The organism is [Brevibacterium] flavum, from assembly GCF_019317305.1.
Lineage (GTDB): Bacteria > Actinomycetota > Actinomycetes > Mycobacteriales > Mycobacteriaceae > Corynebacterium > Corynebacterium glutamicum.
Map to the genome: position 1 here is coordinate 3,135,244 of NZ_CP079240.1, position 23,192 is coordinate 3,158,435.

Annotated in this window: 20 protein-coding genes and 2 rRNA genes; 8 read left to right on the forward strand and 14 right to left on the reverse strand. The window is 54.1% G+C overall.

Going from position 1 to position 23,192, the window contains the following annotated elements; translation table 11 throughout:
* Window positions 1-3: 3 nt before the first annotated feature.
* Entirely contained in the window at window positions 4-606 is a 603-nt protein-coding gene (locus KW808_RS15040) for a superoxide dismutase (RefSeq protein ID WP_003862560.1), read from the forward strand.
* 492 nt (window positions 607-1,098) lie between these two features.
* Here the strand turns inward: KW808_RS15040 and KW808_RS15045 are convergent, their stop codons facing one another.
* Window positions 1,099-2,025: a LysR family transcriptional regulator gene (locus KW808_RS15045; RefSeq protein WP_003862555.1), complete on the reverse strand. Its 927-nt coding sequence runs from the start codon at window positions 2,023-2,025 to the stop codon at window positions 1,099-1,101.
* Window positions 2,026-2,099: 74 nt separating this feature from the next.
* Here KW808_RS15045 and KW808_RS15050 point away from each other — a divergent pair, with 74 nt between their 5' ends.
* Window positions 2,100-3,341, forward strand: coding sequence for an MFS transporter (locus tag KW808_RS15050; protein ID WP_044394987.1), 1,242 nt, complete (start codon window positions 2,100-2,102; stop codon window positions 3,339-3,341).
* A gap of 114 nt (window positions 3,342-3,455) precedes the next feature.
* Window positions 3,456-4,997, forward strand: a complete 1,542-nt coding sequence (locus KW808_RS15055; RefSeq protein WP_003862551.1) for a cupredoxin domain-containing protein — start codon at window positions 3,456-3,458, stop codon at window positions 4,995-4,997.
* 106 nt (window positions 4,998-5,103) lie between these two features.
* Here KW808_RS15055 and KW808_RS15060 read toward each other — a convergent pair whose 3' ends face one another.
* Entirely contained in the window at window positions 5,104-6,519 is a 1,416-nt protein-coding gene (locus tag KW808_RS15060) for a TM0106 family RecB-like putative nuclease (RefSeq protein ID WP_003862550.1), read from the reverse strand.
* A 194-nt stretch (window positions 6,520-6,713) separates the two neighbouring features.
* Between KW808_RS15060 and KW808_RS15065 the strand changes: the two genes are divergently transcribed.
* Window positions 6,714-7,349: a DUF6474 family protein gene (locus tag KW808_RS15065; RefSeq protein WP_499652299.1), complete on the forward strand. Its 636-nt coding sequence runs from the start codon at window positions 6,714-6,716 to the stop codon at window positions 7,347-7,349.
* A 24-nt stretch (window positions 7,350-7,373) separates the two neighbouring features.
* Here KW808_RS15065 and KW808_RS15070 read toward each other — a convergent pair whose 3' ends face one another.
* Entirely contained in the window at window positions 7,374-8,840 is a 1,467-nt protein-coding gene (locus KW808_RS15070) for an MFS transporter (protein WP_499652300.1), read from the reverse strand.
* 55 nt (window positions 8,841-8,895) lie between these two features.
* On the opposite strand from KW808_RS15070, the gene KW808_RS15075 reads away from it, so the two are divergent.
* Window positions 8,896-9,354: a MarR family winged helix-turn-helix transcriptional regulator gene (locus KW808_RS15075; protein WP_003862546.1), complete on the forward strand. Its 459-nt coding sequence runs from the start codon at window positions 8,896-8,898 to the stop codon at window positions 9,352-9,354.
* A 97-nt stretch (window positions 9,355-9,451) separates the two neighbouring features.
* Here KW808_RS15075 and KW808_RS15080 read toward each other — a convergent pair whose 3' ends face one another.
* Both KW808_RS15080 and KW808_RS15085 read right to left on the reverse strand, forming a co-directional pair.
* Window positions 9,452-10,090, reverse strand: a complete 639-nt coding sequence (locus KW808_RS15080; protein WP_003862544.1) for a LuxR C-terminal-related transcriptional regulator — start codon at window positions 10,088-10,090, stop codon at window positions 9,452-9,454.
* Between the two features lie 98 nt (window positions 10,091-10,188).
* The gene (locus KW808_RS15085; RefSeq protein WP_003862537.1) at window positions 10,189-11,523 is read right to left on the reverse strand and encodes a sensor histidine kinase; all 1,335 of its coding nucleotides are present in this window, start codon (window positions 11,521-11,523) and stop codon (window positions 10,189-10,191) included.
* Between KW808_RS15085 and KW808_RS15090 the strand changes: the two genes are divergently transcribed.
* The gene (locus KW808_RS15090) at window positions 11,522-12,073 is read left to right on the forward strand and encodes a DUF2020 domain-containing protein (RefSeq protein WP_003862535.1); all 552 of its coding nucleotides are present in this window, start codon (window positions 11,522-11,524) and stop codon (window positions 12,071-12,073) included. The genes KW808_RS15085 and KW808_RS15090 overlap by 2 nt on opposite strands.
* Before the next feature lie 3 nt (window positions 12,074-12,076).
* Here KW808_RS15090 and KW808_RS15095 read toward each other — a convergent pair whose 3' ends face one another.
* Both KW808_RS15095 and KW808_RS15100 read right to left on the reverse strand, forming a co-directional pair.
* A complete protein-coding gene (locus KW808_RS15095) occupies window positions 12,077-12,229 on the reverse strand; it encodes a hypothetical protein (RefSeq protein ID WP_003858985.1) in 153 nt (50 codons plus the stop codon).
* Window positions 12,230-13,054, reverse strand: a complete 825-nt coding sequence (locus KW808_RS15100; RefSeq protein WP_034983240.1) for a class E sortase — start codon at window positions 13,052-13,054, stop codon at window positions 12,230-12,232.
* 231 nt (window positions 13,055-13,285) lie between these two features.
* On the opposite strand from KW808_RS15100, the gene yidC reads away from it, so the two are divergent.
* Window positions 13,286-14,554: a membrane protein insertase YidC gene (gene yidC / locus KW808_RS15105; RefSeq protein ID WP_003862532.1), complete on the forward strand. Its 1,269-nt coding sequence runs from the start codon at window positions 13,286-13,288 to the stop codon at window positions 14,552-14,554.
* Here the strand turns inward: yidC and mcbR are convergent.
* The 5 genes from mcbR to KW808_RS15130 all read right to left on the reverse strand — a co-directional run bounded on the left by mcbR (window position 14,481) and on the right by KW808_RS15130 (window position 18,228).
* Window positions 14,481-15,122, reverse strand: a complete 642-nt coding sequence (mcbR, locus tag KW808_RS15110) for a TetR/AcrR family transcriptional regulator MbcR (RefSeq protein ID WP_034983244.1) — start codon at window positions 15,120-15,122, stop codon at window positions 14,481-14,483. The two genes, yidC and mcbR, sit on opposite strands and share 74 nt — an antisense overlap.
* A 182-nt stretch (window positions 15,123-15,304) precedes the next feature.
* Entirely contained in the window at window positions 15,305-15,568 is a 264-nt protein-coding gene (locus KW808_RS15115; protein ID WP_003862528.1) for a GlsB/YeaQ/YmgE family stress response membrane protein, read from the reverse strand.
* Between the two features lie 478 nt (window positions 15,569-16,046).
* Window positions 16,047-16,952, reverse strand: a complete 906-nt coding sequence (locus KW808_RS15120; protein WP_003862525.1) for a universal stress protein — start codon at window positions 16,950-16,952, stop codon at window positions 16,047-16,049.
* Window positions 16,953-17,088: 136 nt separating this feature from the next.
* Window positions 17,089-18,078, reverse strand: coding sequence for an LLM class flavin-dependent oxidoreductase (locus tag KW808_RS15125; protein WP_040073063.1), 990 nt, complete (start codon window positions 18,076-18,078; stop codon window positions 17,089-17,091).
* 9 nt (window positions 18,079-18,087) lie between these two features.
* The gene (locus KW808_RS15130) at window positions 18,088-18,228 is read right to left on the reverse strand and encodes a hypothetical protein (RefSeq protein ID WP_003862521.1); all 141 of its coding nucleotides are present in this window, start codon (window positions 18,226-18,228) and stop codon (window positions 18,088-18,090) included.
* 28 nt (window positions 18,229-18,256) lie between these two features.
* On the opposite strand from KW808_RS15130, the gene KW808_RS15135 reads away from it, so the two are divergent.
* Window positions 18,257-19,225, forward strand: a complete 969-nt coding sequence (locus tag KW808_RS15135) for an RluA family pseudouridine synthase (RefSeq protein ID WP_003862519.1) — start codon at window positions 18,257-18,259, stop codon at window positions 19,223-19,225.
* A gap of 394 nt (window positions 19,226-19,619) precedes the next feature.
* On the opposite strand, the gene rrf is transcribed toward KW808_RS15135, so the two are convergent.
* Together rrf and KW808_RS15145 are read right to left on the reverse strand one after the other, a co-directional pair.
* A 5S ribosomal RNA gene (gene rrf, locus KW808_RS15140) occupies window positions 19,620-19,736 on the reverse strand.
* Between the two features lie 114 nt (window positions 19,737-19,850).
* A 23S ribosomal RNA gene (locus tag KW808_RS15145) occupies window positions 19,851-22,935 on the reverse strand.
* Window positions 22,936-23,192 lie beyond the last annotated feature (257 nt).

Below are 23,192 nucleotides of genomic sequence, written 5' to 3' on the forward strand. Positions count from 1 at the left end.
CCCATGGCTGTATACGAACTCCCAGAACTCGACTACGCATACGATGCTCTCGAGCCACACATCGCCGCTGAAATCATGGAGCTTCACCACTCCAAGCACCACGCAACCTACGTTGCAGGCGCAAATGCAGCACTCGAGGCACTAGAGAAGGCACGCGAAGAGGGCACCAACCCTGACCAGATCCGTGCACTGTCCAAGAACCTTGCATTCAACCTCGGTGGACACACCAACCACTCCGTTTTCTGGAAGAACCTCTCCCCTAACGGTGGCGGCGAGCCTACCGGCGAACTGGCTGAGGCTATCAACCGCGACTTCGGTTCTTTCGCTAAGTTCCAGGATCACTTCAACTCTGCAGCACTCGGCCTGCAGGGCTCCGGCTGGGCGGTTCTCGGCTACGACCACATCTCCGGTCGCCTGGTTATCGAGCAGCTCACCGACCAGCAGGGCAACATCTCCGTCGACATCACCCCAGTTCTGATGCTCGATATGTGGGAGCACGCTTTCTACCTGCAGTACAAGAACGTTAAGGCAGATTACGTCAAGGCTGTTTGGAACGTCTTCAACTGGGACGACGCAGCAGCACGCTTCGCAGCAGCTTCCAAGTAAGCATTTTTAGTACGTGCAATAACCACTCTGGTTTTTCCAGGGTGGTTTTTTGATGCCCTTTTTGGAGTCTTCAACTGGGTAGCGTTAGGATTCACCATTTCCGGCGGGCATCCGGCGAAAAATGGTGAATCCACACACTGTTGCCGGGCAGTAAGTACTTTTCGCCGACCCCGATCGCTAGGCCAGCTGTGGCAAGCCCCGGGTTGCAAATTTTCGTCCCCGGCCAGAGCGAAATCGCCAATTCCGATCGAATCTTTACGCTAATCAATCGGAATTATACAAAAACTCGTTCGATTTCCAGGCTTCCCAAGCAATCCGTGACGAGAAGTTGAACAGAAGTCTTACAGTAACCCCTCAGGATTAACGCCAGCCCCAATGGCCACAAAAACCACAGTCCCAGAATCGCCCCTAGGGGCCTCTAACGCACAATCTGGACCAACTAGTCATCGGGAAAACTCAACCCCTTAAAACCGCACCCACGGCACTTATAGCTCAACCCTCTTCCAATGCATACCTCGATCCCGCCACGAACTTCCGGAAGTTATCCACCGCAGGTGCCGGCCCCGCGTCGAGTCGCCACACCAAACCCAGTTCCCTATAAGCGGGTGGACTAAGTGGACGTTGCACGATTCCCACTGTGGGAAGGTACGGATCATCCATCGGAACCACCCCAACGCCGAGACCTGCACTAACAAGGCCTGCGACGGTGGTGAGTTCCATGGATTCGAAAACCACATTGGGAACAAAACCGGCTTCTTCGGCTAATGCATCCATGAGGAGTCGGGTGCCGAAACCTGCTCGCATCGCCACGAAAGGTTCTTCCGTCGCACTAATCAACGGCAATTCTCCTTGGCCAGAAAATGAGGCAAGCCGGTGATCTGCGGGAACAGCTAGGGCAAGTCGTTGACGAAGCAGTGGCGCCCACCCTAAAGAGGTACCAACCTCGGCAGGTTTGGGGCCAACTAATGCGAGGTCAGTTTCATCAGCCAAAACACGATCTACCAGGAGCATTGCTGCCGCTTGGTGGAGTTGGAATTCTACGTTGGGGTGTTCGGCGCGGAATGTTCGGATAAGTTCGGGGACCATCCAAGTGCCCAAGGAATGCATGAAGTCCAGTCGGATTGTGCCTTTTTCTGGGTCCATGAGGCGTTTGATTTCAGTTGCGGCGGAGTTGAATTCTGCGACGATGGCGCTGGCGTGGTTGAGGAAGGCATGGCCTCGTTGGTTGAGGACGAGTTTGCGGCCGGCGCGGTCGAAAAGTGGGGTGCCTGCGTGTTTTTCCACTCGGCTGATTCGTCTGGAAAGTGTGGGCTGCGGGATGCCTAATCTTTCGGCGGTTTCGGTCAGGTGGCCTGATTGGGCGACTGAAATGAAGCTGCGTAGGTCGTCGATTCGCATGTCTCCGCCGTCGTTGTCCATGGTCACAGCCTACATGCGCAAAGTGAATCAAAAACAGCTATTTCTAACATTTTACTAATATTTACTGTTGGCGCATGATGAACTCCATGAGCCAAGCAATAGATAGCAAGGTCGAGGCACACGAAGGTTACGAAGGCATCGAGCGAGGAACACGCAATTACAAGCGCGCTGTGTTTGCGATGCTGGCCGCCGGTCTTGCTGCTTTCAATGGTCTTTATTGCACGCAGGCATTGCTTCCCACCATGACGGAAGAGTTGGGAATTACGCCTACTGAGTCCGCGCTGACGGTGTCGGCGACGACTGGAATGTTGGCGCTGTGTATTGTTCCGGCGTCGATACTTTCGGAGAAATTTGGTCGCGGTCGGGTGCTGACAATTTCACTCACGTTGGCCATCATCGTGGGATTAATTTTGCCGCTTGTCCCCAATATCACTGCTCTCATCCTGCTCAGAGGTCTCCAAGGTGCGCTGCTTGCTGGCACTCCGGCGGTGGCGATGACCTGGTTGTCTGAGGAAATTCACCCCAAGGATATTGGGCACGCGATGGGAATTTACATCGCGGGAAATACTGTCGGCGGGCTCACTGGACGTATGATTCCGGCGGGACTACTTGAAGTAACTCATTGGCAAAACGCACTGCTGGGAAGTTCTATCGCTGCGCTAATCTTCGGCGTAATCATGGTGGTATTGCTTCCCAAACAGCGGAAATTCCAGCCGAAGAATATCAATCTGGGTCATGAGGTTTCTGCGATGGCTGCTCATTGGCGGAATCCTCGTTTGGCTTTGCTCTTTGGTACTGCATTTTTGGGCATGGGTACTTTTGTGTCGCTGTACAACTATTTGGGTTTCCGCATGATTGATCAGTTTGGGCTGAGTGAAGTGCTGGTTGGTGCAGTGTTCATCATGTATCTGGCCGGGACCTGGAGTTCCACCCAGGCAGGTGCGTTGAGGGAGAAGATTGGCAATGGACAAACTGTCATTTTCTTGAGCCTGATGATGATCGCCTCGATGGCTCTCATGGGCATTAACAATTTGTGGATCACCCTCATCGCGCTTTTTGTGTTCACAGCAGCGTTTTTCGCACTGCATTCCAGTGCTTCGGGATGGATCGGAATCATCGCAACGAAGGATCGCGCGGAAGCCTCCAGCATGTATTTGTTCTGTTATTACGTGGGATCCTCGGTGATTGGTTGGGTTTCTGGATTCGCGTTTACGCATTTGCCGTGGTTGGCGTTCATTGGCTGGTTGATTCTGCTTCTTTTTGGAGTGCTGGCGATTTGTGTGACGCTGGCAAGGCTTGCCCGCAACGCCAATTAATACGAGTTTGTCCGTGTTTAAATCGGCGCTATTGTGGAACCCATGAGAAGCGATTCCACATGGAGCAGTCGGACTTGGCACAGAAAAGCTAGTAGACCAGTATCGATTTGGTTGATGGTTCTGGTAATCGCCGGAATAATCCACCCGCTCCTGCCGGAATACCGTTGGGTTCTCATTCACCTTTTCACCCTTGGTGCCATCACCAATTCGATTGTGGTGTGGTCGCAGCATTTCACGGAAAAGTTTCTGCATTTAAAGCTTGAGGAATCGAAACGCCCCGCGCAGCTGCTGAAAATTCGGGTGCTGAATGTGGGAATTATCGTCACGATTATTGGGCAGATGATCGGTCAGTGGATCGTCACCAGTGTCGGCGCGACGATTGTGGGAGGGGCTTTGGCGTGGCACGCAGGCAGTTTGGCAATGCAGTTTCGGAGCGCAAAACGCGGTCAGCCTTTCGCGTCGGCAGTGATCGCGTATGTTGCCAGCGCGTGCTGCCTGCCGTTTGGCGCATTTGCCGGGGCGCTGTTGTCCAAGGAGCTGTCGGGACATCTCCAGGAACGAGTCCTTCTCACCCACACGGTGATTAATTTTCTAGGTTTCGTGGGATTTGCTGCGCTCGGTTCGCTGTCGGTGCTGTTCGCCGCGATTTGGCGCACCAAAATTCGCCACAATTTCACCCCGTGGTCTGTGGGGATCATGGCGGTGAGCCTGCCGATCATCGTCACGGGCATCCTGCTCAACAACGGCTATGTCGCCGCCACAGGCCTGGCCGCGTACGTGGCAGCATGGTTGCTGGCCATGGCGGGGTGGGGGAAGGCGTCGATAAGCAATTTAAGCTTTTCGACGTCCACCTCCACCACCGCACCCCTTTGGCTCGTGGGCACGCTTGTGTGGCTGGCGGTGCAGGCGGTGATGCATGACGGCGAGCTTTACCATGTGGAAGTTCCCACGATTGCGCTGGTCATCGGCTTTGGCGCGCAGCTTCTGATCGGTGTGATGAGTTATCTGCTGCCGTCGACGATGGGTGGCGGCGCGAGCGCGGTGCGGACTGGAACGCACATTTTAAACACTGCGGGGCTGTTTAGGTGGACGCTGATCAACGGTGGCCTGGCGATTTGGCTGCTCACCGACAATTCATGGCTGCGCGTCGTGGTGTCCCTGCTAAGTATCGGAGCGTTGGCAGTTTTTGTCATTCTGCTGCCCAAGGCTGTGCGTGCGCAGCGAGGAGTGATCACCAAAAAGCGCGAACCAATTACTCCGCCGGAGGAACCTCGACTCAATCAAATTACCGCGGGAATCTCTGTGCTTGCCCTGATTTTGGCAGCATTCGGTGGGCTCAACCCCGGTGTTGCGCCGGTGGCAAGCTCAAATGAAGACGTCTATGCTGTGACCATTACCGCAGGTGACATGGTGTTTATCCCTGATGTGATCGAAGTTCCTGCTGGTAAATCACTCGAAGTCACGATGGTCAACGAAGACGACATGGTGCACGATCTGAAATTTGCCAACGGTGTGCAAACCGGACGTGTGGCGCCAGGTGATGAAATTACGGTGACCGTCGGCGATATTTCCGAAGACATGGACGGCTGGTGCACCATCGCTGGGCACCGCGCGCAAGGAATGGATCTGGAAGTAAAGGTTGCGGCTCCGAATTAACCAAGGGCTGCTGAAAAACTTCTCGCCTTGGTCTCAATCGCACAGTTTTCGCGCGTCGAAGTGTGCATTTGAGACCAAGGACGGCTCTGGAGAATCCTTCCTTGTTTTAAATATTCCCCAGCACAGGTGCCGTGCGCGCACCTTGTCGAAGCCAATGGCGAACCGCTGCGGTGGCCCTGCAATCATCGCCGTTGTAGCTGAGCAATTGAGCACGAGCGGCCTCAGCTTCTGGTTCGGCAGCCGTGGAAGCAATGAGATATGCGTGGAGGCTATCTTCACCTGCGAAGTCTTCTTCCTCCCAATGGAATCCAGCTGCCGGCGCGAGTTGTTTCAGACCTAAACCACCGGGGCCAACAAGTTGGGAGCGCGCGACAGCAAACATGTCATTCCACTGGTCAGAGCTAATGAAGCTGCGGATTTCTTGCTCGTCGGGCACACCTTTGACTTTGCCGAAGAATCTGCGAGCAGTGGAGAGCATCCAGTGGTTTTCGCCGTTGCTGGCATAGCAGAACACACCGAAGGTTTGTCCCTGCTGGCGAGCTTTGTCCCGGCGCGATTTCAGCCAGGACCAGAAGCGAGCAAAGTTCTCACCTTCGGCAGCCTCACCGAGATCGGACCAAATGACAAAAGGTATGTACGTTTTGCCGTCCCAAGCTCCCCACAAATAGGCACCTAAATCTAGGTAGGCTTCCACATCGACGTCGATTTCCACATCGAAACGTGGGGCGCTGGTGTGCGCCTCGCGTCGAAGGACGGGGATTTCGGCGCGCCAGGCGGCAGCGACGTGGGAGATTTCGCCGAGGTTGGCGTCGATAAGCGCTGTTGTGGTGTTGATGCCTTTTTCGCGGTAGGTGTCTGCGCGGTCGCCGGTGAGGAAGAGGCTGATGTCATCGGCGGCTTTGAGTTCTGGTTCGCATTTGGGCCAGAATCTGCAGGTTGCGCACTCTTTTACCCGTCGAGGTGCTGTCGGCGCCGGGGTCAGCAACGCGCGGTGAGCTGCAGGGATGTAGCGGGTGACATCCACTAGGTATGCCCAATCGCGGTCCTGTCCCACGACGGCGCCGATCGAAGACTCGGGTGCTGCTCCAGCTTCCTCCAAACCCATCAACGCGAGAGTGAGGCGATAGCCATCGATCGTGTGGTGGCGCAGCGTTGCCTTGACCTCTAACGGCTGCCCCAAACCAAGGCGAGTCACGGCAATGCCCTGCATAGTTTTGTGCGGATCCGGACGGGCGACACGGTGATTGCTCACCATCACCGGCATGTACGTGCCATCCGGATTGCGCACCAAAACATCCACTTGGACTTCCCACGCCACCCCTTCGAGGGTGCCCGTAAACACTGCGCCGGTAATCAAAGTGTCGCCGGCAGCAATTGCCTCGAGGGTATCAAATTCCGCCAATTCTGCGTCGTTATCTAAATCTGCCCTGGTGAAAGGAATTCGGCCACGCTTTTTAGGCTGTTCTGGAAGACGATCCAAAACCTCCGCCAAACCCACTTCACGGCGAGCCCTGCGCTGCATCGTTGCAGGTAAAGGAGAGATTTCTGGGAAATTTATGCGCTGGACCTGACGGTACCTACATCCCACCAGATCACTTGGCGTTAACCGTTCCGATTGCATTCTTCCCACAATGACATGAGCTTATTGCAACATCGTGGGTAAAGTTGAATCGAGAAGTCGAGAAATAACCGACCGATGAAAGAGTTGAGACGATAATGGGCATCTTCGAAGCCATCCGAGCCGCACGCGCGAAGACCAAAGCTGAGATCAAAGCAGCCGAGGCAAAAGTAAAAACTGAGGCGAAAAACAAAGCAAAGCTAGATCTCAAGCGCGAGAAGCTTCTTGTCCAGCAGGAAAAGAATCTGCTCAAGGTTGAAGAAAAGGGCCTGAAGAAGCGCAACAAGCATGAGCTGAAGATGGCTAAAAATATCCTTGAGCAAAAACGCCAAGGACGCCTGAACAAAGACAAGGTGAAGCGTTGGGCTGGCACCGCACGTGTGCTCACTCCACTGCTGCTGCCTATTATTTATCGACTCTCCACCGAAGCACGCGATCAGGTTGTTAAGGGACGTGCCCGTCGCACAGGTGTCACCGCGGAGCAGCTTAGCCAATTCGCAGGTCACGCAGCAGCGCTGAAGGCTCGTATTCAGGGCGTTCGCGAAACCGCAAAGAACTCCGGTCTCCCTGCTGGCTTTGTACGCGATGTTGAGGAACGACTCAATGAGCTCGAGGCTGCTGCGAACAACTCTGAGTTCATGTCTCCACAGCAGAGGAACCGTGCGCACCAGTCGATCAGTCGTGATCTGAACCAGGTGTCAGATCAGATTCAGGATCGACTACTGGACAAGTAGCTGCTGGTCGAGTCGCTGCCGGGATTATTTTGCTTCCACCACAGTGGTTGTGGTGGGGATGAAATAGGAGATGACCACAGCCACAAGCGCGGCGCAGCATCCGATGATCAGAGTGGTCATGAATCCCCCTAAGGTGGGTACTCCGCCACTCATCATTCCGGCCAACACTGCACCGATGACAGCTGATGAGCCGGTGGTGCCCAGTGAACGCATAAGAGAGTTGAAACCATTCGCTGCGGCTTTCTCCGTGGCTGGTACGGCACCCATGATCAAGGCAGGCATGGAACCAAATGCCAGGCCAATGCCGATACCGACCACGAGACTACACACTGAGAACAGCACCAGGGTGGTCAAAATAAGTGCGTTGTCTGCATCTCCTCCCGGTGTGCGGTTGCCGATAGTGAACAACACTGTGGCAGTAAGCGCATAACCGACTGCGATCACAACACCCGCAATTGTCAGCGTCACACGAGGACCATGAGCAGCGCTAATGGCTGCACCTGCATTCGAAATCAACATCATGCCTAGACCCATCGGGATCAGCCAGATGCCCATCTGAAGCATGCTCTGGCCTAGACCGTAGCCCAGAATTACAGGCAGCTGCATGACCTGAGGCAGGATCAGATTCATTCCATACATGGTGAAACCGATGAGGATGGACGCAATATTTGTCATCAACACGGTCTCCCGAATAGTGGTGCGCAGATCAATCAAAGGGGATTTCTGGCGGGTTTCGAACCAGCCCCAACCCACCAAAATCACCAGCGCTGCCACGAATAACCCAATGGTCAGGGCACTTCTCCAGCCCCATTCTGATCCCTTGGACACCGCGAGCAACAATGCGATAAGTCCCATTGCAAGGCCGAGAGCACCGAAATAATCAAAGCCGCCACTCCTCACGATCCTGGAGCTAGCAGGAATCGCCTTCCAAATGACCGCGCCAACTGTAAGCGCTACCAGAGCGGTGAACCAGAACAGCACCCGCCAGGACGCAAACTGGGCAATAGCAGCAGCCAGCGGTAGACCGAGTGCACCGCCAATGCCCATGGAAGAACTCATCAAAGCAATGGCAGACCCTGCTTTCTCCCGGGGCAACAAATCATGCATGAGAGAAATGCCAAGAGGAATCAGGCCAGAGCCAAGCCCCTGAAAACCACGGCCGATGATCATCGGAATCAAATCCGCCGACACAGCGCAGATCACTGATCCAAGAATGAACGGGACAAGTGAGATAAGCATCATCTTTTTCTTGCCGTACATATCTGCAAGCCTGCCCATCACAGGAGTCGCCACTGCGCCCACCAGCAGCGTCACAGTAATGATCCAAGAGGCATTAGCAGCCGTGGTGTTGAAGATCTCGGGCAACCGACCAATGATCGGAATAACCAGGGTCTGCGCTAGGGAAACAGTGATACCAGCTGAGGCGAGAGTGACCACCAGCAGGCCGTATTTGATCTGTGGTGCGGCTGATTCGGGAGGACCCGATGACATTATGTGTATGGTACATATTTTGTGCATGATGCAATAGCTGGCAAACTGGAGAGCCATGAGCACCGACCCCATCGCGGCCCTGGAATACGAATCCACCATCTTCGCCCGTCACCGGAATCAATACACCGGCCAAGCAGGTACGAATGCTGGCGTCCTCGATTCCAGCGGCTACAACCTACTCACGCTGCTCCAGTTACGTGGCCCCTCCACCATCGGCGAACTCAGCGCCATCACCGGCCTAGACGCATCTACCCTTAACCGTCAGACAAAAGCCCTACTAACCAAAGGATTTGTCGAACGCATCCCAGATCCCGACGGTGGAATCGCTCGGAAATTCCACCCCACCGACCTCGGCAATGAACTGCTCAACGAGGAACGCACATCCAGCCAAGAAAAATATGCCGAGTTACTTTCAGACTGGCCCGAAGAGGATCTACGCACCTTCGTCAAACTTCTTGAAAAACTAAATAAAGCCGTGGAGACACGCGTCGGAAAGCATTGGCCGCGCCCCTGACTCAGCCCAAGCCAGAGCCCGTGCCCCTGCTCAAGCCTCGGGATGCTCCCGTAGGCCAACCCCGGCGCGGATACCTAAAGCCTTGCAGCAACCCCCTCTACAGCAGCCCCTGCTCACGTGCGGCTGCGACAGCGGAGGTACGTGACCGCACGCCGAGCTTGTCGTAGATGTGCACGAGGTGGGATTTCACCGTGGCTTCTGAGAGGAAGAGGATACGGCCAATGTCGCGGTTGGAGGAACCGCCGGCGACCAGTTTGAGAACCTCCAGCTCGCGTGGGGTGAGTGAGGTTTTGGGGGTTCGCACGCGAGTCATCAGGCGGTTAGCAACCATGGGTGACAGTGTGGAGTCACCTTCTGCTGCGGATCGTACTGCTGCCAGGAGTTCGCTCGGTGGGGCGTCTTTGAGCAGGTAGCCCAGTGCGCCGGCTTCGATTGCGCCGAGGATGTCTGTGTCGGTGTCGTAGTTGGTCACAACCAGGACTTTTGGCGGGTTATCGATGTTTCGCTTGATGGCTGCGGTGGCGTCTGCGCCGGTGGATACCTGGGTTCCTTGGACGCCGGGGCCGAATCGGAGGTCCATCAAGATGACGTCGATTCCGCCTTCTTGGGCTGCCTGCACGGCACCTTCAGCGGTGGAGACTTCGCCCACCACTTCAATGTCCTCGGCGCTTTCCAGCACAGCTCGGAGTCCGAGCCTCACGATTTCGTGGTCATCAGCAAGCAGCACGCGAATCATTGTTTGAACTAGGTCCTTCCCAATGGCGCACTTCGTTTCGAATGAAAATGCGCCTTCAAGAGTATCGATGAGCAGATGAATCGTACTTTAGTCTAGCCTTACTCATCGTCAGTTGGAGAACTTAGTTCAACCTCGCCTGTAGCACTTGAGTCCGAATCTGCCAAAACCGGCGCCCCGACAAACCCCTCTGGTGGCTCCACCGGCAATGCTGCAGATACCGCAGTACCCTGCCCATATGCAGATTCCACTATAACTTCGCCGTGTAATTCCATCGCACGCTGCTGCAATGCGGTTAAGCCGATATGGCCAAGGCCAGCGGGGGTACTGGACACTTCCGAAGGCTCAAAACCCACACCGTCATCAACCACATCAAGGCGTACTTCTGTGTCTTCGTAGGTTAGTGTCACGTGGCAGTTTTTCGCCTCTGAGTGTTTCGCCACATTTCCGATCGCACCTTGAGCAATTCGCAGAAGGGTGGCTTCAGTTTTCATGGGCAGTTGGCGAACATCACCGTCGACAGAAATCACAAAATTAATACCCAACAACGGTTCTGTGACACGGTGGAGCGCAGCTTCCAAGGAGGTTTTAGACAGCGCTGCCGGTTGCAACGCCGCAATCATCGCGCGAGCCTCACTGAGATTATCGGAGGCTGTTTGTCGGGCAAGGCGCATCTTCTTCACGATCGCCTCCTTTGGCTTCTCTTCCATCTCAGCAACGAGAATCTCCTGTTCAGAGACATGCAGCAGCATTTGAATGGAGGAGAGTCCCTGGGCGACCGTGTCGTGAATTTCATGCGCAATACGTTGACGTTCCGCAGCGATACCCGCATTTCGTTCCGTCACCGCCAGCTGGGAGCGAGTTTCAATCAACTGATCAATCAATTCCTGCTTTTCATTATTCACCCGCCACAACGTGCGGAACGCGTAATCAATAGCCACGGTCACGATCGCAGAGACCACCGGACCCATCACACCACCAAAGGTCAACCCCACGGAATACTGGCTGGCAATCGCAATCGCTGTCGCACCCAAAATCGCAATAATGCCTCTCACGTCAGGCATCACCTGTAGATAGAGGAAAAACAGCGGGAACAGCAGATAAATGGACACGGGCACGATCGGCACCATAAAAATCCACACCAGCGTCAGCACAAACAGCCAGCCCAGCTGCATGCCGTGGCGCAAATCTACGCGTTTGGTTGATCCATAGAAGTACAGAAAACCCCACACAAACAACAGCACGCACGACAGCGCAAACATCGGCAGCGTTAGGCGGGCGGAAGCACCCAGCCCCACAACCAGCAGCGAGGCTGTCAAAATGTGGATACTGTTGCGATAGCTCGTCGCGCCCGGTTGATTCCCCTTCTTCACAAGGGTTTCAACATCGAGCTCATTGCGTCCGGTTTCCGACACACGATCTAGGCTTGACTGCATGCGTCGTACATTACCTACTATCCTCGCTGCTTCCATCATGCTCACCGCTTGTACCCCGGCGGAACCTGAAGCAACCCCAGAGACCACCACCGAAGCAACCCCGGAAGTAATTACTGACGGCCTTCCCATCGACGCGATGCCCGCCGTCGAACGCACAGTCCAAACCGCATGTCCCTACCTGAACACCGACTGGGTCGCCGATACCAACGGCCAGCGCGTCACGGGTTACGGCACAGACGAACGCTTTTCGACGCCCTCCTGCGTTTTTTACTCCTACCCCGAAGAACCACAACTCACGGTGATTGTCCGCGATATGTCCACCACGGATAATGCTATCGCGGTAGTGGACTGGGCAGCCCCCATCGATTCCACTGAGCCCGCTGAGGAACCCGCAGGGTGGTCCGGTGGCCGCCGAGGTGGAAACGATACTTCAGGCGCACTCTACGCGGTTCAAAACGGCCCCACCGCGGTCATCGTGTTCACCAATCAGGATCAATCCCTCAAAGCGCAGTTAATCGCTGAGGAAGTAATCCAGAATCTTGGTCTCTAACTATTAGAAGGCCACATCGTTATATGGCATCAGTGTGGACACCCATGGGAACACAACATCCATGAGGAGGAAGAACACCAACACAATGAGCGCCAATACGATGAGAAGTTTTACAAACCAAGGTCCTGGAAGATAGTGCCACAGAAGTGAATACATTTAGTTTTCCTCCAAAGCTGCAGGGCGTTCGCCACTTGATTTATCGATTTCTTCCACCAACATTGCGTGCACAATCATGCGCTCAGCGTTGGAGAACTGCGGGTGACACGTAGTCAAGGTAAGCAGAGCTTCTGATCCTTCACGCACTGCAGTGTCGAAGACGCCCGGTGTTGGGTAGGTGGCATCGATGCGATCCGGAGTGGTGATGCTTCGTCCGGACACATTCACATAGTCACCTTCAGCCATGCGGCTGACCTGGGTTTCGTTGAAGCAATCCGCAGCTTCTGCTGCACGATCTGCACCGTTGGTGGACATTGGCATCACGCGGTACACATCCCAGGAATTGTAAGTCTCCACCACGATCGCATCGCAGACTTCCAGGTTTCCTAGATCATTGAATGGCGCACCCTTGCCCACTCGGTGGCCTGCCACTGCAAAGTTTCCGGCTTCACCAGGCATTTGGGAATCCACATAACGGCCAGGACCGGCAAGAAGGTCTTCCTCATCGGTTCCTTCAATCACTGCGAAGTTGAAGTCAGAGCCGAAAGCTGGAACATACATCCGGGCAAATGCCTCACCAAGTTCCGGGGTGAGCTTTTGTCGAGGATTCACCCGAGCTTCATTCCAGTCTTCATCAAGCTTTTGACCAGCCGATTCTTGTAATTTCCCAGATTCCACGTTGGTCCAATAGGCCTCATAGTATGCGAATAACAAGGCCAAAATGCCTACGGTGAGCAAGATTTCACCAACAACCTGGGAAACACTCACTCGAGGCCGGGGCTTTCTACCATTGCGAGAAGATTCCGCGCTTAACGTGGCTGTCATCGTTACTGTTTTCGTCCAAAATCTTTGTTAGGCGAATCTCAACGTCCTTTTAGGTACCCGTACTTTCAGACACGTACCATGAGACAAGTGCACATGAGATCAATTCATATCTCAAACATTGTACATCTGATTAGCAATAGCGATTATTGCTTGATTGTGTGTTTTTAGATCTTCGGTTCTCTTCACTTAGCTGCTGTGAAGTGCCACCTGTTTGGAAAGGCGAACACGATAGTGCTCGATATTTTGATTTACCCGGTGTCTGGAGTGATGAAGCTGTGGCACCTGCTTCTTCACAACGTTGCGGGTTTGGACGATTCACTGGCGTGGTTCTTTTCCCTTTTCGGCCTTGTCATCACGATCCGTGCAATTATCGCGCCTTTCACCTGGCAGATGTACAAGTCGGGCCGCACTGCCGCACATATTCGTCCTCACCGCGCTGCGCTCCGGGAAGAATACAAGGGAAAGTACGATGAGGCGTCTATTCGGGAGTTGCAGAAGCGCCAGAATGATTTGAATAAGGAATACGGCATTAACCCGCTAGCAGGTTGTGTGCCTGGGCTGATCCAGATACCGATTGTCCTTGGTCTTTACTGGGCACTTCTCCGCATGGCTCGCCCTGAAGGTGGTTTGGAAAATCCCGTCTTCCAGTCGATCGGCTTCCTAACTCCTGAGGAAGTGGAATCTTTCCTCGCTGGTCGCGTGAGCAATGTGCCTCTGCCCGCTTATGTTTCGATGCCCACTGAGCAGCTGGAATATTTGAGCACCACGCAGGCGGAAGTCCTTAATTTCGTTTTGCCACTGTTCATCACAGCCGCAATCCTCACCGCAATCAACATGGCGATGTCCATGTACCGCAGCTTCCAAACCAACGATTACGCATCCGGATTCTCTAACGGCATGCTGAAGTTCATGATCGTGATGTCGATCCTCGCGCCGATCTTCCCACTGTCCCTTGGCCTCACAGGACCATTCCCCACAGCAATCGCACTCTATTGGGTCAGCAACAACCTGTGGACGCTCCTCCAAACAATCATCATGATGGTCATTTTGGAACGCAAATACCCACTTACCGACGATTTCAAAGTGCACCACCTAGAGCAGCGCGACATCTACCGCGCAAAACAAAAAGAGAAGCGCATCTTTTTGTGGACACGACGCAAAAACCGCGCCCTGATGATTCTCACCCCATGGAACGCCTCAACACTTCACGCAACAAACGTGGAACTCACCAAAACCCGTACTGCCGAAATCAACGAAGCAAAACAGGCCCGCAAAGAAATCGCCAACAAGAGGCGCGAAACGCAACGCGAAATGAACCGCGCAGCCATGCAGCGCTTAAAGCAGCGCCGCGCTGAGGTTAAAGCTAAAAAGAAGGGGCTTATCGACGCCTCCCCCAACGAAGATACCCCTTCGGAAAATGAAGAAACTAAATTGAGTAGTCCGCAGGTGGAGCCGACAACAACTGCCGAGCCAAATCGCGAGCCGTCTCAAGAGGACTGATGTTGTGGACCAATCGAGATCCAGCAAGTCCACCATCAAGGAACACCAACAGCTGATTCGCCTGGGTGCTGCCTGGGTAGCCGTTCTTCTCAGTGAGCAAATCAGTCAGAGTCTTATGACACCACTCGCGGTGCTCTAACACTGCTGCAACAATGCCCTTTTCGCTATCAGTTTCGGGGCGAGGGTACTCACTAGCCGCATTCTGAAAGTGCGAGCCGCGGAAATCTTTTTCTGGTTCTTCCTCAATGCACTGATCAAAGAACGCGATGATTTTATCTTCCGGATCCTTCATACCGACGGTGCGCTCACGCCACGCTTCACGCCACAGCTGATCGAGGTTCTCCAGGTATGCAATAACCAGGGCGTCCTTCGATCCGAAAAGGGAATAGAGGCTCGCCTTCGCCACGTCAGCTTCACGGAGGATACGATCAATACCGATGACGCGAATACCTTCTGTGGTGAAAAGGTTGGTTGCGCTATCGAGGAGACGCTGTCGGGGGCTTGGTCGATTGCGACGACGGTTTGCCCCGGCACTTGTTTTACTCTTGCCTGAAGCGCTAGCAGCCACGTTCGGCCACGTCCTTTCGGGTTGGTCTGTTTCAAGATACGACGAACTGTCTAACACCAATATAGACAAACCGGTTCGTATAGTTTTAATCCACAGGCAAGTCTAGTGCTTTTTCCACCCCAAAATGACCAAAAGGCCTGTTGATATCGAAATATCAACAGGCCCTACGAATTTAAAACAGATTACTTCTTCCGAGTGAAGAACTGCACGATCGTCAGCAAAATGACAGCACCAATCAGACATGTGATGAAGCTGAAGATCAAACCGCCACCGGCAACATCCACTCCGAAGACTCCAAGCAGCCAGCCGCCTAACAAGCCACCGATAATACCGACGACTATGTTCAGCAAAATTCCTTGCTGAGCATCAGTGCCTTTAATCTTGGAGGCAATCCAACCAGCTAGACCACCAATAATGATCCATGTAATCCAACCTAGGGCAAGCATGTGGTTCTCCTTTTCTTTCGGTGAATGCTGCCAATTTTAACCAGCTCCGCTCCAAAGGTGTCGACCTATTCCAATTATTCATTGGATTGTTATTAAAAGTTGATGGCCTAATTTCTCGATTTAAGCGCCCGAGTTCCCCGAAGGGCTATGGCCTAGGAATACCGGCTTTAGGCCCTTAGAAGCAATCCTGTGAGGTCAAACTTTTAGGAGTCTCGGCCATGAAATCACCCTTTTCAAGGCAAACCAGACAGGCGTGACAAGATTGGCGAAAAGCCGAAGTTTTGGCACGTGTGTCCGGTATCTCACTGCCTAAACCAGACGGGCGTGCCAAAACCTGGCGGAAATCCAGATTCTTGGCACGTCTGTCTGGCTGCCCTTGGTTTCTCCCTTTCGAATGGCCCGAACTAACCCGCAAACACCAATGCCCCGGCCTCCCTGCACAAAATCAGGAAACCGGGGCATCGAAACTTAAAAGAAACTACTTCTTAATCTTCTCAGGTGAGCGAACCACCATCATTGGGCACGGTGCGGATTGCAGCAGTGCGCGGGAGGTGGAGCCAAGGAGCATGCCCTTAAATCCGCCACGACCATGGGAACCAACGACTAGGAGCTGCGCGTTTTCAGATGCTTCTGCAAGTGCGCGAACTGGGCGGTCACGGGTGATGATCTTCTTGACGGTTACACTTGGGTACTTTTCCACCAGTGGTGCGAGGCGTTCGATCAGCATGTCGGTTTGCTGACGTTCTACTTCATCCCACTGCTGTTGAGCAGCTGCAAGACCTGCAAGTGATGCCTGTACCTGCATGTCCATCCAGGTGTGAACTGCAACGAGTTCGGCGCCACGAGCTTCAGCTTCCGCAAATGCGTATTCGGTTGCCTGTTGGGAGACTTCGGAGCCATCCACACCGACGACGACTGGGCCGTACTTGCTGTCTTCGTTGACTGCGCTGTCCTCACGGACAACAACGACTGGACACTTTGCATGGCTGACCACTGCACCGGAGACGGAGCCCATGACCATTCCGGAGAGTCCGCCGAGTCCGCGGGAACCCATGACGATCATTGTGGCATCGGGAGACATTTCCAACAGCATGTCGATGGGACTGCCTTCAGCGATGGTGTGCCCGATCTTGATTTCTGGCGCTACCTCATGGGCGATGTCACGGGCTTCGTTGATCTTTTCCAGGGCTTCGGCCTGGAGGTCATCGAAAAGCTCTTGTGGTGGAACCATTCCCTCTGCGTAGAGGAACTGAGGCATGGTGTAGCTGGAAGCCAAGCGAAGTGGAATGCCACGTTTGTTGGCGGTATTTGCAGCCCACCGAACAGCTTGTTTTGAGGCGTCCGAGCCATCTACTGCTACGACGACAATGTCTTCAGTGCTCATGTCGGTCGACCTTTCATTGATTGGTGAATCCTGCGTTACAGTTCGTGGAAACTCATGATCTCTAACACCTCTAAGTGTAGCGCGGATACCCGATCCGCACAGCTGGTTAGTACCAGTATTTTTGAGGCTTTTGACACTAATTCCATGCCGTGCCAAGTGCAGCTATGGAGCGGAACCTGACTTCGGGGTCGTAGGAGTAGGTGACTGTAATGATCTCATCTAACTTGTAGCGATCAGCGAATTCCTGCAGTTGTAATACCACTGATTCGGCTGTTCCGATGAAAGTCATTTCCAATGAATCTTCGATGTGTTTCCAGATCATCGGGTCGAGTTTGTCTTTCAGATTCCGCACTGGTGGGGCAAGTTTGCCGCGGGAGTTGGTCACGATTCCGGCGAACATTTGGTGCAGTGTGGAGATCTGGAATTCGGCTTCTTCCTCGGTGTCGCACACCAGGACATTCGCTGCGGCCATGACATAAGGATTGGCTGCTCGTTCGCGATAGGAGGCGATGGCGGGCCCCATTTGGAAGGGTGCGAAGTGGCTGGCGAAGGCGAATGGAAGGTCTAATTTAGCGGCCATCGCAGCGCCGTTGAGGGAAGATCCCAGCATGAATAGCGGCACACAGGAGTTTATTCCTGGATGCGCGATGATGCTCGGGCGTCCTTCGGGGGGGTCCAAATAATTCTGGAGGGAGACGATTGTGGAGAGGACGTCGTCGACAAGCGAACTTGCCCGACCCAATTCCCGCGCCGTCATGGGGTCGGTTCCTGGTGCGCGCCCTAGGCCAGCCTCGATGCGGCCGGGGTAAATGGCCTCAAGGGTGCCGAGTTCTTCGGCGACGTGCAGCGCGGAGTGGTTGGGCATCATGATGCCACCGGAACCGACGCGAATGCGTGAAGTGTGGCCTGCAATATGGCCCATGAGCAGCGTCGTCGCGGAAGATGCCAAGCCTTCCGAGTTGTGGTGCTCCGCTACCCAGAAACGCGCATAATTGTGCTCTTCGGCGATCTGCGCAGCGCGAACACTGTGCGCAATGGCCTCGCCGGCCGTCATCCCTTCACTCAGCGCGACGAGATCAAGCACGCTCAATCGTGGTTTTGGGCCTTCCCCGACTACACTAGACATGTTAAAAACTTATCCAGCATTCACCACTGCGGCATCAGTGTTTGAAGGGAAAAGCAGGTCAAACAAGGTGCGGCTGATTTGAGCGATCACAGCACCGAGATCTGTGCTGAAGAATTCAATGATTGGGTTGATGATTGCGTTGAAGTCCATGTCTAACAGGGTAGTACAAAAGCCAAAAATGAAAGCGCCGCTACCCATCCGCGACGGCCTCAACCCCTCCCGTGTGCGTTTGCCGCTCGACGCGGCGCCGATCCGCGCCATCGATTTTGTTGAATACCTCATTTCCACGCAGCGCCACCGCAATCCGGCCGACAACGCCGAAGCGCTTCAAGCGCGTTTCGACGCCAACCTCGTTGTCAACCACTACGGCGAGCCCTACGCCCCCGACACCATGGTGCAGCCCGACGACGACATTTGGTTCTACCGCATGCCCGCCGCCGAACGGCCGATCCCTTACAAAATTCATGTCATTCACGAAGACGATGACATCCTAGTCATTGACAAGCCACCCTACCTAGCAACCATGCCTCGTGGCCGCCACATCACCGAAACCGCGCTGGTGAAAATGCGTGTGCTGACTGGAAACAACGATCTCACCCCAGCTCACCGCCTCGATCGCCTGACTTCCGGTGTGTTAGTCATGGTGAAAAAACCAGAACTCCGTGGCGCTTACCAAACCTTGTTTGCCCGACGTGAGGCGTCCAAAACCTATGAGGCAATCGCAGAATTCGTTCCAGGGCTACTTGATGATGGTCCCGCGATTTGGGAATCCCGCATCGAAAAGGAACGCGGCATCGTGCAAGCCTTCGTCGTGGAAGGCCCCGTCAACGCACGCACCGAACTGGTGTCAGTCACCCCAGTCGACGACGCCGAACAGAGCATCCTCGAAGAAATGCACGGCCCACTCCCCCGCCAAGCGCGCTACGTTCTAGCCCCCTCAACAGGCAAAACCCACCAGCTGCGCATCCACATGCGCGACTTCGCAGCCCCCATCCTCGGCGACCCCCTCTACCCTATCCTCCACGCAGTCGACGATGAGGACTACACCACCCCAATGCACCTCATCGCCCGTACGCTAACCTTCGTGGACCCTCAAACAAATGAGGAACGCACCTTTGTGAGTAATCGACCTACGGGAAGTCTGTAGGCCTCGTAGACATCACCCAGACGCTCAAGCACTTTTTCAAGCCGGTGTAGTTTTCCCTACACCGGCTTTTCTGTCGCTTCGAGCACTTCGGCCCCATCTTGGCATGTCAGCCCATTTTAAGACTCTCTACAAGCCCTATAAACCAAAAAAGGGAGTGATGAGGACACACAACCATGTATCCTCACCACTCCCACAACACTTTGTGCTTGTCGACGCCCACCCCAGGCACAGGCTGCCGCGTGCACCGGGGCCAACCCCGCCAGACATCTCCTCCGGAAAAATACGATGCCAGGCTGCCGCGTGCACCGGGGCCAACCCCCAACGCAAAAAATGAGAAGAAGCACAACCAACACACCTGTTGATCATGCTTCTTCTCATATATTGTTAAGTTTTTGGTCGGCGGTAACCTACTCTCCCACACCCTCCCGAGTGCAGTACCATCAGCGTAACCAGGCTTAGCTTCCGGGTTCGGAAAGGGACCGGGCGTTTCCCTGCTACTATCACCACCGACACAACCACACACCAAACCAACCACAGGTTGGTTGTGCTGTGTCAGACACTGCATAATGGACGCGAACACATATTGTTCTGTTTTCGTTACGTTGCGCAACACCAAACCATAAGTGGTTTGTTGTTATCGGTAAATTAGTACCAGTCACCTCCACACCTCACAGTGCTTCCAGATCTGGCCTATCAACCCCATAATCTCTAGGGAACCTCAAAAGAAACCTCATCTCGAAACAGGCTTCCCGCTTAGATGCTTTCAGCGGTTATCCCTCCCGTACGTAGCCAACCAGCCCTGCTCCTGGCGGAACAACTGGCACACCAGAGGTACGTCCGTCCCGGTCCTCTCGTACTAGGGACAGCCTTCCTTCAAGTTTCAACGCGCGCGCGGATAGAGACCGAACTGTCTCACGACGTTCTAAACCCAGCTCGCGTCCGCTTTAATGGGCGAACAGCCCAACCCTTGGGACCTACTCCAGCCCCAGGATGCGACGAGCCGACATCGAGGTGCCAAACCATCCCGTCGATATGGACTCTTGGGGAAGATCAGCCTGTTATCCCCGGGGTACCTTTTATCCGTTGAGCGACACCACAACCACAAGTAGGTGCCGGATCACTAGTCCCGACTTTCGTCCCTGCTCCACCTGTCAGTGTCACAGTCAAGCTCCCTTGTGCACTTACACTCACCACCTGATTACCAACCAAGCTGAGGAAACCTTTGGGCGCCTCCGTTACATTTTAGGAGGCAACCGCCCCAGTTAAACTACCCACCAGGCACTGTCCCCAACCCAGATCATGGGCCAAGGTTAAGACATCCAATCCGATCAGAGTGGTATTTCACCAACGACTCACACACAACTAGCGTCATATGATCAAAGTCTCCCACCTATCCTACACAAACCGAATCAAACACCAATACCAAGCTATAGTGAAGGTCCCGGGGTCTTTTCGTCCTGCCGCGTAACGAGCATCTTTACTCGTACTGCAATTTCACCGGGCCTGTGGTTGAGACAGCAGGGAAGTCGTTACGCCATTCGTGCAGGTCGGAACTTACCCGACAAGGAATTTCGCTACCTTAGGATGGTTATAGTTACCACCGCCGTTTACTGGGGCTTAAATTCTCAGCTTCGCAACCATAAAGGTCACTAACCGGTCCTCTTAACCTTCCAGCACCGGGCAGGCGTCAGTCCGTATACATCAACTTAAACGTCTTCGCACGGACCTGTGTTTTTAGTAAACAGTCGCTTCCCTCTATTCTCTGCGACCACAACACGCTCCCAACGAAAAGTTGTTCACACGCCGTGGCCCCCTTCTCCCGAAGTTACGGGGGCATTTTGCCGAGTTCCTTAACCACAGTTCACCCGAACGCCTTAGTATTCTCTACCTGACTACCTGTGTCGGTTTAGGGTACGGGCCGAATATCAACATCGCTAGAGGCTTTTCTCGACAGCACAGGATCACCCACTTCACCCTTTTACGGGCTCCGCATCACGCCTCACACAAAAACAGTGCGGATTTGACCTACACTGCGTGCCACACGCTTACACCACAATCCAATAAGTGGCTGAGCTACCTCCCTGCGTCACCCCATCACTTAGCTACTACCAGATCAGGTCCCACGCAACCACACACCACAAAAAGCAAAGCCTTTTCGCGGGTGCTTATGGGTGGTTAGTATCACTGATTCACCATGGTCGCTCATACTCGGGTACGGGAATATCAACCCGTTATCCATCGACTACGCCTGTCGGCCTCGCCTTAGGCCCCGACTCACCCTGGGAAGATTAACTTGACCCAGGAACCCTTAGTCATCCGGCGGATACGTTTCTCACGCATCATTCGTTACTCATGCCTGCATTCTCACTCGCACACACTCCACCCAAGGTCACCCCAAAGCTTCAACGCATGCACGACGCTCCCCTACCCAACAATCCAAAAGGATCATTGCCGCGGCTTCGGCGGTGTACTTAAGCCCCACTACATTGTCGGCGCGGAATCACTCGACCAGTGAGCTATTACGCACTCTTTCAAGGATGGCTGCTTCTAAGCCAACCTCCTGGCTGTCTTCGCGACCCCACCTCCTTTTCCACTTAGCACACCCTTAGGGGCCTTAGCCGGCGATCTGGGCTGTTTCCCTCTCGACTACGAAGCTTATCCCCCGCAGTCTCACTGCCGTGCTCTGACTTACCGGCATTCGGAGTTTGGCTGATGTCGCTAAGATGTTGGTCCCGCTAAACCATCCAGTAGCTCTACCTCCGGCAAGAAACACACGACGCTGCACCTAAATGCATTTCGGGGAGAACCAGCTATCACGGAGTTTGATTGGCCTTTCACCCCTACCCACAACTCATCCCCTCAGTTTTCAACCTAAGTGGGTTCGCGCCTCCACAACCTCTTACAGCTGCTTCACACTGGCCATGGGTAGATCACTCCGCTTCGGGTCCAAGACATGCCACTCAAAATCACCCTCGTTAGGATTCGGTTTCCCTACGGCTACCCCACACGGGTTAACCTCGCGACATGCCGCTGACTCGCAGGCTCATTCTTCAAAAGGCACGCCATCACACCACAAACGGGTGCTCTGACGGATTGACAGCACACGGTTTCAGGTACTATTTCACTCCCCTCCCGGGGTACTTTTCACCATTCCCTCACGGTACTAATCCGCTATCGGTCATATCAAGTATTCAGGCTTACCGGGTGGTCCCGGCTAATTCACAGCAGATTCCACGAGCCCGCTGCTACTCGGGGTATCAACAACCACACACACCACCATGATCTTCGTGTACAGGACTCTCACCTTCTACGGCAGGTGTTTCCACACCACTTCCACTAACCACGCAGCACATGCCCACATCCGGCAGAATATGAACGTTATTGCCCCACAACCACCTACATGCAACCCCTGCCGGGTATCACACACATAAGTTTTAGCCATCATCCACGTTCGCTCGCCACTACTAACGGAATCACAATTGTTTTCTTCTCCTACGGGTACTGAGATGTTTCACTTCCCCGTGTCAACCTCCACACCAGCTATACATTCACTGGCAGGTAACCACACATCACTACGGCTGGGTTTCCCCATTCGGACATCCTCGGATCAACGCTTAGTTGGCAACTCCCCGAGGCATAACGCAGCCTCTCACGTCCTTCATCGGCTTGATATGCCAAGGCATCCACCGTGTGCCCTACAAAACAACAAACAAAAAACTATAACCCAACCACCAACAAGGACAAGCCTCACCAATGTTTGGGCGCGTTCGGTATCACACAACAAAAAACAAAAAAATAAAGATGCTCGCGTCCACTATACAGTTCTCACACAACACACCACCGACACCACAACCAAAGAACACAAACATTCTCTACCCGTGTTGACGATGCTCGATGTTAGAAACAACCCACACACACCACCATAAGGTGATGCAAGCGATGTCATTCCAGACACCCAACAGCATGC